Genomic DNA, 10,399 nt, shown 5'->3' on the forward strand with positions numbered 1-10,399 from the left:
GCTCGCCGGAGCCGCGTCTTTCGAACAGGACATTCCCTTGTTCCGCGAGCGGACAGGACGCGCGCTCGTCTCTGGGGATCTGCCTGACGAAAGGAAAAGCAATGACCGACAAGAACCCGGACAAGGGCTATGTCGCGCTCCTAGGCTGGAGCCTGAACGCCATCGACGCGGTGGACCGTTTCGATCGCAGATACGTCGTGGTCGCTCCGCCTTGGGCCGAAGAATACTGCCAGCAGAACGACATTCCCTTCGTCCCGTGGGATTTCGACCGTCTCAACGAACGGTCGCACGAATTGGCGCATACCCTAGAGGATATGGGCGTCGACGTGGCCATCCCAATCTTCGAGGAGACTGTGGAATGGGCCGGCGCCGTGAATGCCGTGCTGCTGAAGAACCCGCGCCTTTTGGGCCAGGCGATGCTCTTCCGCGACAAGTCGCTTATGAAACGCCGAGCGCAGCTCGGAGGCATCCGTGTAGGCGTTTTCGAAGAGGCCCATGACCGCGGCGACGTGATCCGGTTCTTGAAGCGGGTGAACCAGACGCTTCTGAAACTCGATGGCGACCCGAACGACCCCATCCACTTCAAGGCTTTCGACAAGTCCGGCACCGCGGGGCACAGGGTGATACGCACGCCGGAGGACGTCGACAACATCCCCGACGAGGAATTTCCTGCCCTGCTCGAGAGTCACCTCGACGGCTGGGAATTCGCGGTCGAGGCCTGGATCAAGAATGGCAAGATCGAGTTCCTGAACATCTCGGAATATGTGACGCTGGGCTACTCGGTCTTCGTACCGGCGACGCCTGAGCTCGAGGCGCACCGGGAACGGATCACCGAGGAAATCGAGAAGTTGATCGAAGTTTTCGATATCGATTTCGGGTTCATCCACCCGGAATACTTCCTGACCAACGACAACAAGCTCTACTTCGGCGAGGTCGCTTATCGCCCACCGGGGTTCAACGCGCTTGAACTGATTGAACGGGCCTATGGCTTCAACGGCTACCAGGGCCTCGTGCTGGCATTCGATCCGAAGACGACGCAGGAGGAACTGGATGCCTTCTTCCCGAAGGAGGTCGTCGATGCCAAGGGGCACGCCGGCTGTTTTGGCGTATATCCCCGACGCCGTGTCGTAAGCCGACTGGAGATTCCGGAAGAGACGGCCAGCCACCCTTTTTTCGAATTCCACGAGCTTTCGGACCCGCGAGAGCAGAAGGTGGCCAAAAGGTCAGCATTCGGCACGCATTGGGGACTGGCATACTTCTTCGGTGACAATGCCCATGACTTGCGGGACCTTCTGAAGAAACAGGAAGAACTGGATTACTACGTCTGATGAGCCTGAAGGAAGCGTCCGCCATGGACGATGAGGCCGCGTTGATACGGCTCTCCGGCACGCTCGACATGGCGATCGAGCGATTGGAGCGGGCGCGGCCCTTCGCCAAGTCCCGCTACCAGCGCCCTGTCCTTGACGTGCTGGGTCGCATCATCGCCCAGCCCGGCGGGCTGGACATGGTGCGTCAGAGGGCCGAGAGGATGGATGCAGCGGGACTCTTCGCCGGTTCCGACTGGGACCGGCCCGAGGTCCTGCTGCCGCAACTGGTGGGCAACACGCTTGTATCGGAAGACCCGGCGTTCCAGGCGCTGGAGGCAGCGAGCCTTGCCCGCTTTCTTGCCGTGGCGGATGGGGAAGCGCGGCATTCAAACCTGCACCAGGAGGGCGCGCGGCATTTCCTGACGCAGGTGTTGGCGCTGAACTTGAAAGACCTCTTTGGCGTGCCGGACGAAGCCGCCCGCGCGCTCGGGGCGCGGCAGGACGTGAAGCGCCGGGTCGTGACTTATATCGCGGATCATGTCGGCCTGAATGACGTGCTCAGCGTGCTGGTGTCGGAAATATGGCGCCTGCTGGAGCAGCGCTCGATCCAGGTCGGCGTGGTCAAGGACATGATTGCCCAGATTGCCGTCGCCTTGAACGAGAGGGGAACGGAACCCGGGAGCACGCGCCTCGGGGCCGAGCGGCTGGTCAGCGCGCTCTTCGGCCCAACCTCCGCATCGCGCGATGACCCGGGTCTCGCGGTCTATATCGAACGGATATCGATTGCGGACGACAGCGGCCTTTCGCGTGAGGCCATGGGCTTTGCCCGCGCGATGCACGACACCGGGCTCGTTTCGGATTATCACGCGGCCTTCCTGACCTGGGCTCTCGATCACGAGGATTGCCCGCTGATCCCCGAAGCCCTTGGCCTTGGAAGCACCGGGCTGGACTGCTGGCGTCATTACCGTGGGCTGATCGAGAAACTGATCCGCAGTGCGGTCTCTCCCGCAACGCCACAGGCGGCCTACGGCCTCGCAATGCTGCTCGACCGGGGCATCCTGCACCACACCCCGATGGTCCCCGCGCTCGAACGGCAACTCTCGCTCCGGCTCGTGGGCGCCGCCCGTGAGCGCATCGCGCTCGGGTTCGGCCCCGGCGTTCCGCCTGAGACACAGCTCTTGGCTGGCGTGCTCCAGGTCCTCGGCCAGCCGCTCGGTGTAGGTCAGGGCGCAAACCCGACATGCCAGTCCGCCCGCGCCATCGCAATGTGGGCGCTGAACGATCCCGATTACCTGCTGCATCTCGTCACGCAGGTCGCCGAGTTCGACACGCTGCAGATGCAGTTCGAGGGGTCACCGATCAATTCCGCCGATCTACCCGCCGGGCTCGCCGGCGCAGGCCCGATCGACGCCGATCCTGTGTCGGTCCTCCTCGTCGCCCATCTCGACCGGATCTATGCCGAGATGGGCCGCCTCTGCGCCGGTCGCCCCGGCGATCCGCACACATGGATCAATCCTCAGTTCCACGGCTGGTGGGTCTCACGCGACTGCGCCGTCGCGGTTGACGTAGCCACAGGGAAATTGGCGGGTTACGAGGACTTCCTTCGTCGTTTCTTCGCGGCCTATCATCCCGAGCACAATGGCGGCCGTCCTCTCGGCCATCCGCAACCTGCCGGCATCGCCGTCACCGACGCACAGCAGAGGTTCGTCGGCTGGCACGCGATCTCCATCCTCAGGGTGGCGGAAGACCAGTCGGGGCAGATGCGGGTCTATTTCTACAACCCGAACAACGACAGCGGTCAGGACTGGGGTAATGGCGTCGTCGTCTCCACCTCGGGTCACGGGGAACGCTACGGCGAGGGCTCGCTAAAGTTTGAAGCCTTCCTTTCACGCGTCTACCTCTTCCACGACGAACCCCTCCGGAGCCAACACGGGCAGGATATTCCTGGTAACGTGATCGGAGCCGTCAGTGAGAAGGCCATCGCCAGTTGGGCTGCCGACAGGTGGCCTGAGACGTGAGCCAAGGCGCGTGCTCACCGCACGACGGTCGGAAGGCTGGAACTGAAAGCTGCACCATGGGTCGACCGGCAGTTGTTGGCTGGACGTGGACGTGTCCTTCACCGACTCGAGCGGCAGCAAAGTCCTGCACTGGAACCTTGGACCGTCAAAAAAAGCTGCGACCTGCATGGATGGCCGCTTCGGTGACAGTGCACTGCAGAGATGACCCTCCCGGCGAATGTCCGCATAAGGGCCGAGACTGACTTCTGCAGCAGGTCGTGCCGGGCTCTTGGTGCTGCGCTGCCGCAAGTCCGCTCTCAGCCCTTTGCTGTCGATCATCGTGATCGGCTGCAATCCGGTCGGGCCTGGCGTCAGGGCTTTCGTACGTGTCAGATGTCGGGCCCGAGCGTGACCCCGATGCGGTTTCACACGAGGTGGGCCAATGTGGCGAAGGCCGTCTCGCGCAGCCAGGCATTCGTCGGATCGGCTTGGACGCGGGCATGCCAGTGGACCTTGACCTGAAAGCTGTCGATGGGGATCGGACAATCCGAGATACCCAGGCCCGCCTGCCGGGACAAAGCCGTGCCGATGTGGCGTGGCAAGGTGGCGATGAGGTCGGAGCCCGTCAGGACCGAAGGCAGGCCAAGGAAGCCTGGCAGGCTCAGCGCGATCCGGCGGGTGATCCCGGCAGCCTCCAGTGCCGTGTGCAGCAGCGACTGCCCGGTTCCATTCGTCACCTCGACATGATCGGCCCCGGCATAGCTGTCCCGCGTCAGCAGCCCAAGGGGATGCCCCGCCCGGTGGATCGCCACCCACCCCTGATAGTAAAGGACACGCTGGTAGAACCCGGCTTCGAGACCCGGAATCAGGCCGATGGCGATATCGGCGGCGCCGCTGGACAGCCGCTCGCCCAGACCGGCGTCGATCGGGCTGGCCTCAAGGCTGGAGTGTGGTGCCGCGCGGCGGATCGCGGCAAAGAGGTGCGGCAGCAGGGTCAGATGGCTGGCATCGCTCATGGCAATCCGGAAGCGCCGGGTGGACCGGCTCGGGTCGAAGCCCGCACGGTATGCGCTGAGCGTCCCGACATCGTCCAGCGCGCGCCGGATCGGACCCGCGAGATGATCGGCCAGCGGCGTGGGCGTCATGCCTCCGGGCATCTGGACGAACAGCGGATCGCCGTAATGCGCGCGCAACTTGCCCAACCCGATAGAGACGCTGGGCTGGCTCAGCCCCAGCCGAACCGCCGCGCGGGTGGTCGAACCAGTTTCGTAGACCGCAAGGAACAGGCGCAGGAGGCGGAGGTCGATGTCTGGCATATTGGGCTGGCAAATACTTTATATTGATTTCATTGCATAGACCTATCAGTCCGGCACCCGCATGGTCCCGCCAACAGGACCATGCGAGGAGGACATCATGGATATCGCTGTGCTGGGCGCGGGGTCGCTCGGCTCCACCATCGGCGGACGGCTCGCGCAGTCGGGACATGCCGTGACGCTGATCAACCGCAATGCGGCCTATGTGGACAGGGTGACCCGCGCCGGGCTGATCCTCGACGAAGGCGGGCGGCGCGACGTGATCCGGCTGGAGGCGCGGCAGAAGCCGGACGGCGGATCACCCGTCGACCTGCTCATCGTGCTGGTCAAAAGCTATCATACCGAAGAGGCGATCCGGGCCGCCCGCGCCCTGATCGGGCCTGCGACCACTGTCCTGTCGCTGCAGAACGGCCTCGGGCAGGAGGACATCCTGAGCGCCGTCATCGGGCCGGAGCGCGTCATTGCCGGAAAGACCTATGTCGGCGGCGTCATGTCCGCGCCGGGCGTGATCGCGGCCGGGACCCTGGGCAAGGAGACGATCATCGGCGAGTTGTCCGGTGCGCTCACGCCCCGGGTGCAGGCGATCGCACAAGCCTTCGACGCGGCAGGGCTGCGCTGCATCGCGTCGCCCAACATCCGGGGCGCGATGTGGGACAAACTGCTGGTGAATGTCGCCACCGGGGCGCTGGCCGCGATCACGCGGCTGAACTACGGCAACCTCTATGACATTCCCGAAATCGCCGACACCGCGATTGCCGCGGTGGCCGAGGCGATGCAGGTCGCCGCCGCACTCGACATAGACCTGACAACGAAACATCCGCGTCACGCCTGGGACAAGGCAGCGGCGGGGCTGGGGTTCGGGTTCAAGACCTCGATGTTGCAGAGCCTGGAAAAAGGCGCGCCGACCGAGATCGACTTTGTCAACGGTGCCGTGGCGCGGCTGGGTCGCGGCGTGGCGGTCCCGACGCCCGTGAACGACACGCTCGTGGCCTGCATCAAGGGCATAGAACGGGCGCTCTCCCCCAAGATGGAAGGACAGGCGGCATGACCCGCGGCTATCTTGAACATGTGGCGATACGGGTGCAGTCGCTGACGCCGCACCTCGCCTTCTTCCGCGATGTCTTCGGCATGGAAGTCCGCGACGAGAAAATGATCGGCGGACTCCGGCAGGTCTGGGTGACGGGTGGCATCCAGTTCATCGAGGACCCGGATTTTATCGGCCCCGAAGGACGTTTCGCCCATCTCGGGATCTTTGTCGAAGACCTCGATGCCGCGCTGGACGCGGCCCTTTCGCACGACGTGACCGTTCTGCCAAAGGGGCGCAACTGGCTGCTGCTGCCCGACGGGCTTGAAGTGGAACTGGACCAGGCGCAAGGCGATGCGGTCGCCCGCGCGCTGGCCATCGATGCAAGGAACAGGTGAATGGCCGACTGGACCTATTTCGATGATCTCGAGGGCGGCGAGACCTGCACCACCGCCGCCGTCACCGTCACGCGCGAGATGATCCGCGCCTATGCCGACCTGACCGGCGACCACACGCCGGTGCATGTCGACGAGGAGTTCGCCCGCAAAAGCCACTTCGGCGGCATCGTCGCGCATGGTCTCCTGGGCCTCGCGCTTGCTGACGGGCTCAAGACGCAGGCGGACCTGCAGTTCCCGCCCGGCGCCTCGCTGGGCTGGGAATGGGATTTCACCGGGCCGATCCACGCGGGCGACGCGGTGCATTGCCGGTTCACCGTCGGCTTCATGCGCACCACGTCGAAACCGGGTTGGGGCATCGTCCACCTGGAAAGCGAACTGGTGAACCAGGACGGAACGGTGGTCCAGAAAGGCCGCCACAAGCTGATGATCCTGCGCAATGCGCAAGCCGAGGATGCCGTACAATGACCAATCCCCTTCCGCTCGATGGCATCCGCGTCATCGACTTCACCCACTTCCTTGCCGGTCCGCACCTGTCGCGGTCGCTCGCCGCGATGGGGGCCGACGTGATCAAGGTCGAGCGCCCGAAAGGCGGCGATGCCGGGCGGCATCATCCGTATTTCAAGGACGGGCAGTCGGGCTACTACCTGCAACAGAACATGGGCAAGCGCGGGCTGTGCCTCGACCTGAAAGACTCGCGCGGCATGGAGCTGATGCAGCGACTGGCGCGGTCGGCGGATGTCTTTGTCGAGAATTTCCGGCCCGGTGCGCTGGCAAAGCTCGGCCTCGGCTACGATGCGCTGTCACGCGAAAATCCGGGACTGGTCTATTGCTCGATCTCCGCCTACGGCCACACCGGACCCAAAAGCGACAAGCCGGGTTTCGGCCTGATCGCAGAGGCGATTTCCGGCGCGATGGCGCAACTGGGCGAGCCAGACCAGGCGCCGCCGCTGATGCGGATGCCGATCGCCGACATGTATACCGGAATGCATGGCGTCGCCGCCGTGAACGCCGCGCTGCTGGGTCGGATCAAGTCCGGCAAGGGACAGCACATTGATCTCGCGCTGTATGACTGCATGGTGTCGATGCACGATTACGCGGTGCAGCAGTACTTTCTCTCGGGCGGCACGGTGCTTCCGAAGAAGCACGGCTCACGCCAGCCTGAATCGACGGTTTACGGCGCGTTTCGCGCCAAGGACGGCGATCTGGTGATCGCAGCCCAGGTGGACGATGCCTGGGTGCGGTTGGCGGGGCTGATCGCGGGCGCGGCACTGGACGACCGCTTTCGGACGCCGGCGGGCCGCAACGACAACCACGCCGAAGTCTATGCGCTGGTCGAGGCGTGGTGCGCGCGCCAGGACAGCGTCGCCCACTGCATCGCGCAGCTCGACGCGGTGGCGGTGCCCTGTGCCCCGGTGCAGTCCGTCGACCAGATCGTCCGGGATCCGCAGATCCTCGCCCGCAACATGCTGGTCGAGCAGGATCACCCCGTGCTGGGCCGCGTGACGCTGCCGAACCTGCCGTTCCGTTTCTCGGACTGCGACACGACCCCGCGCCGCACCGCGCCTCTGCTGGGTCAGCACAATGCCGAGATCGCCGCCGAGCTTGGCTACGGTGCGGCGGAGATCGCGGCGCTTGAGGACGATGGCATCTTCTACGCCGAGGAGGCCGCGCGATGACCGACCGCTATGTCGTCTTCGGCAACCCTCTCGGGCATTCGAAATCACCCCTGATCCACGCGCGCTTTGCCGCCGAGACCGGGCAGGATCTGACCTATGGCAAGGTCGAGGCGCCGGTCGACGGGTTCGAACCCGCGCTGCGCCGGTTCATCGCCGAGGGCGGCAAGGGCTGCAACGTGACGGCACCGTTCAAGCTTGAGGCCTTCGCGCTGGCGGACAAAAAAACGCCCGAGGCGGCCATGGCCGGCGCGGCGAACACGCTGCGCTTTGCCGATGGCGGGATCGAGGCGCACAACACAGACGGCTATGGCCTCTTGGCCGACGTCGAACGCCTGCTGTGCGCCCCCCTCGCCGGAAAGCGCGTGCTGATGCTGGGCGCAGGGGGAGCGGCGCGCGGGGCCGTGCTGCCCTTTCTCGATGCCGGTCCCGACACCCTCGTGATGATCAACCGCACGCCCGCCCGGGCGCAGGCGATCCGTGACGCGCTGGAGGCGGCAGGTCGTCCCGGCCTGGTCGTCGGGCCGGCAGATACGCTCGACCGCTTCGACGTCGTCATCAACGCTACCGCCGCCAGCCTGACGGGAGACTGTCCCGCTCTGCCGCCCCGCGTCTTCGACAGCTGCGCGCTCGCGTATGATCTTGCCTATGCCAAGGGGCTGACGCCCTTCCTCGCACGCGCCCGGGAAGCGGGAGTGCCCGTGATCGCCGACGGCGTGGGGATGCTTGTGGGACAGGCCGCCGTCGCCTTCGACTGGTGGCGCGGCGTCCGGCCCGCGACCCGGGACCTGATCGCCGAACTGACCGTGCCGCTGGTCTGACCGGCCGGACCACTCTGAAAGAAAAAGAAAATGTCCAAACTCGTCCATATCCTGAACGGCCCGAACCTGAATCTTCTGGGCAAGCGCCAGCCGCAGATCTACGGGTGCGAGGCGCTTGTCGATGTCGAACGCGACTGCGCCGCGCTGGCCTCCTGTAAGTTCGGAGGCGCTCTCGTGCTGGAATGGGCGCCGAGCGATTGCACGCGCTGGCTCGCGAGGAGGCTACGGTCTGGCTGCGGGCCAGTGATGAGCCGACTACCGCGTCAGCCAAGCTGACCTACCTGACCCATCCGGAAGGCAGCTGTGTCGCAATACTTGCGGCCCGCCCGGAGGACAACCGGACCCGGGTCGATGGCGAGGTACGAATGGGTCTTTCCAGTTCGATGCCGACGCGAACCCGGCCGAACTTGGATTGCGGCGGCCTCGCTGGCACGATGCGCCAGCTGATGCCAGTGCTTGCCGCGTTCACTTGGAAGTGGGGACGAACCGCACGCTGCACGCCGATGGCACGATGAGATCGGTTTCGCTGTGGTTGACTGCACCCCCGATGCGGTCATTCTTTCCACCGATGTGTGTCACTACCATATCGCCTTGGATCACTGGGCCGGATCGGGTGCTGCCAGCAGGTCCGCGCAGCAACCAGGCTTGCACATGCCGCAAAGCACCTTGGTGCGCTCCGCAGACCGTCGAGAATGGCTGGGATGCGAGTGCGGTTCCCGTCTCAGCTGGCTTGCCCGTTGCGGAGAACCGGCAACGACCCGCGCATCCTCACCAACTCTCGGTTCAAAATATCCGCACTCTTCGCACTGCCGACCTTCGCCCGTGCAAAATGCTGCGGGATGCCTCGAAAGTCCGGTCTGGTGGATCTGCACCGCAGCACTTGAAGGCATCGGAAATGGCCGTAATGGGTCGAAACTGACTAACAGTCGGCGTGACGCCGATGCTGCTCGCTTTGCGGTGACGCGAGTCAGCTCTGAGCCAGTTCCTGCCAAATGCTGCAGCGCTTTCGAGGGTCAGGAATGATGAAGAGCAATGCTTCACCATCCCAATGTCGTCATTCTCCCGTTGCAGCCGCCGAGAATTTCTCCAATGCGCCCTTCATTGCCAAAACGGCGGGGTGATCTGCAGTGAGACCGTGGGACGGTGCCACTGCCGTTGGGTCATCGTAGATTGCCCATGTCTGGCCATTCGCGTCCTCGAAGAACAAGATCCGAAGCGGCAGGTTGAGAGCCATGGTTTGCCCTTGCTGCAACGCCTTCGCTCCAATCTTGGGGCTGCCAAAGATGACAACGGTGGTTGGCCGCAGGCTCTCCCCGACTGAGGCAGAGCCTGCGGCAAAATCGACAGTTGTGAAAACCCGCGCCCCGGCCATTTCCACGGCTTTTGTCAGGCGCTCAACCGACGTTGCAACATCGGCGTCGCTGGCCACATTGACGCGGTCTGCCATGGCGGTTCCTGCGACTGCTGCTGCAAAAAGTGCTATACTGATCAATGTTTTCATGGTCCTCTCCTATGCTTTCGGTGTCCTGCGCCATCGGCACGGTTTACCTCTAAGCTGCACGTGCCACGGGTTCTGGAGGATTTTTGGAGGAATGCTTCGTGAGCAAGACAAACACAAAAATCTGGAGCTTCGGTGCTTTTTCGCTCGATGAAGCGTCCTTCGAGCTCACGCAGTCCGGCGTCCCCGTTGCCATCGAGCCGCAAAGCCTGCGGGTGCTGATCTTCCTTCTTCGTCACAGGGACCGCGTCGTGTCCAAAGAGGACTTGATCGAGGCAATCTGGCAAGGGCGCGCCATCAGCGACTGGGCAATTTCCGGGGCAATCAAAGCGGTCAGGGTGGACCTGTCACGCTCTGGTGCCGCTCCG

At 64.2% G+C, this 10,399-nt stretch carries 10 protein-coding genes and 1 pseudogene; 9 read left to right on the top strand and 2 right to left on the bottom strand.

Features of this window, described 5'->3' with window-relative positions; translation table 11 throughout:
* Window positions 1-101: 101 nt before the first annotated feature.
* A complete protein-coding gene (locus PVW46_RS11565) occupies window positions 102-1,328 on the top strand; it encodes an ATP-grasp domain-containing protein (protein WP_043145582.1) in 1,227 nt (408 codons plus the stop codon).
* Window positions 1,328-3,325: a hypothetical protein gene (locus tag PVW46_RS11570; RefSeq protein WP_069209624.1), complete on the top strand. Its 1,998-nt coding sequence runs from the start codon at window positions 1,328-1,330 to the stop codon at window positions 3,323-3,325. The genes PVW46_RS11565 and PVW46_RS11570 overlap by 1 nt, the downstream gene beginning before the upstream one ends.
* A gap of 404 nt (window positions 3,326-3,729) precedes the next feature.
* On the opposite strand, the gene PVW46_RS11575 is transcribed toward PVW46_RS11570, so the two are convergent.
* Window positions 3,730-4,620: a LysR family transcriptional regulator gene (locus tag PVW46_RS11575; RefSeq protein WP_043145581.1), complete on the bottom strand. Its 891-nt coding sequence runs from the start codon at window positions 4,618-4,620 to the stop codon at window positions 3,730-3,732.
* Window positions 4,621-4,717: 97 nt separating this feature from the next.
* Here PVW46_RS11575 and PVW46_RS11580 point away from each other — a divergent pair, with 97 nt between their 5' ends.
* The 6 genes and pseudogenes from PVW46_RS11580 to PVW46_RS11605 all read left to right on the top strand — a co-directional run.
* The gene (locus PVW46_RS11580; RefSeq protein ID WP_069209623.1) at window positions 4,718-5,665 is read left to right on the top strand and encodes a ketopantoate reductase family protein; all 948 of its coding nucleotides are present in this window, start codon (window positions 4,718-4,720) and stop codon (window positions 5,663-5,665) included.
* On the top strand, window positions 5,662-6,039 hold the full coding sequence (locus PVW46_RS11585; RefSeq protein ID WP_069209622.1) for a VOC family protein: 378 nt from the start codon (window positions 5,662-5,664) through the stop codon (window positions 6,037-6,039). The genes PVW46_RS11580 and PVW46_RS11585 overlap by 4 nt, the downstream gene beginning before the upstream one ends.
* A complete protein-coding gene (locus PVW46_RS11590) occupies window positions 6,040-6,504 on the top strand; it encodes a MaoC family dehydratase (protein ID WP_043145578.1) in 465 nt (154 codons plus the stop codon). It begins immediately after the preceding gene.
* Window positions 6,501-7,715: a CaiB/BaiF CoA transferase family protein gene (locus tag PVW46_RS11595; protein WP_069209621.1), complete on the top strand. Its 1,215-nt coding sequence runs from the start codon at window positions 6,501-6,503 to the stop codon at window positions 7,713-7,715. The genes PVW46_RS11590 and PVW46_RS11595 overlap by 4 nt, the downstream gene beginning before the upstream one ends.
* Window positions 7,712-8,533 (top strand): shikimate dehydrogenase, encoded by an 822-nt coding sequence (gene aroE, locus PVW46_RS11600; RefSeq protein ID WP_069209620.1) that lies wholly within the window; start codon window positions 7,712-7,714, stop codon window positions 8,531-8,533. Before PVW46_RS11595 ends, aroE begins: the two co-directional genes overlap by 4 nt.
* Window positions 8,534-8,563: 30 nt before the next feature.
* Window positions 8,564-8,692, top strand: a pseudogene (locus tag PVW46_RS11605) (type II 3-dehydroquinate dehydratase); the annotation flags it as partial.
* Between the two features lie 895 nt (window positions 8,693-9,587).
* Here PVW46_RS11605 and PVW46_RS11610 read toward each other — a convergent pair.
* Entirely contained in the window at window positions 9,588-10,034 is a 447-nt protein-coding gene (locus PVW46_RS11610; protein WP_043145573.1) for a DUF302 domain-containing protein, read from the bottom strand.
* A 98-nt stretch (window positions 10,035-10,132) separates the two neighbouring features.
* On the opposite strand from PVW46_RS11610, the gene PVW46_RS11615 reads away from it, so the two are divergent.
* On the top strand, window positions 10,133-10,399 hold a 267-nt coding region (locus PVW46_RS11615; RefSeq protein ID WP_274576007.1), incomplete at its 3' end, for a winged helix-turn-helix domain-containing protein.

The organism is Mameliella sp. AT18 (assembly GCF_028807275.1).
Classification (GTDB): Bacteria; Pseudomonadota; Alphaproteobacteria; order Rhodobacterales; family Rhodobacteraceae; genus Antarctobacter; species Antarctobacter albus.

What these genes read in the sequence shown, in the direction of transcription:
- PVW46_RS11565 (WP_043145582.1), top strand. Translation starts at nt 102, where the DNA reads ATGACCGACAAGAACCCGGACAAGGGCTATGTCGCGCTCCTAGGCTGG.
- PVW46_RS11570 (WP_069209624.1), top strand. Translation starts at nt 1,328, where the DNA reads ATGAGCCTGAAGGAAGCGTCCGCCATGGACGATGAGGCCGCGTTGATA.
- PVW46_RS11575 (WP_043145581.1), bottom strand. Translation starts at nt 4,620, where the DNA reads ATGCCAGACATCGACCTCCGCCTCCTGCGCCTGTTCCTTGCGGTCTAC.
- PVW46_RS11580 (WP_069209623.1), top strand. Translation starts at nt 4,718, where the DNA reads ATGGATATCGCTGTGCTGGGCGCGGGGTCGCTCGGCTCCACCATCGGC.
- PVW46_RS11585 (WP_069209622.1), top strand. Translation starts at nt 5,662, where the DNA reads ATGACCCGCGGCTATCTTGAACATGTGGCGATACGGGTGCAGTCGCTG.
- PVW46_RS11590 (WP_043145578.1), top strand. Translation starts at nt 6,040, where the DNA reads ATGGCCGACTGGACCTATTTCGATGATCTCGAGGGCGGCGAGACCTGC.
- PVW46_RS11595 (WP_069209621.1), top strand. Translation starts at nt 6,501, where the DNA reads ATGACCAATCCCCTTCCGCTCGATGGCATCCGCGTCATCGACTTCACC.
- aroE (WP_069209620.1), top strand. Translation starts at nt 7,712, where the DNA reads ATGACCGACCGCTATGTCGTCTTCGGCAACCCTCTCGGGCATTCGAAA.
- PVW46_RS11610 (WP_043145573.1), bottom strand. Translation starts at nt 10,034, where the DNA reads ATGAAAACATTGATCAGTATAGCACTTTTTGCAGCAGCAGTCGCAGGA.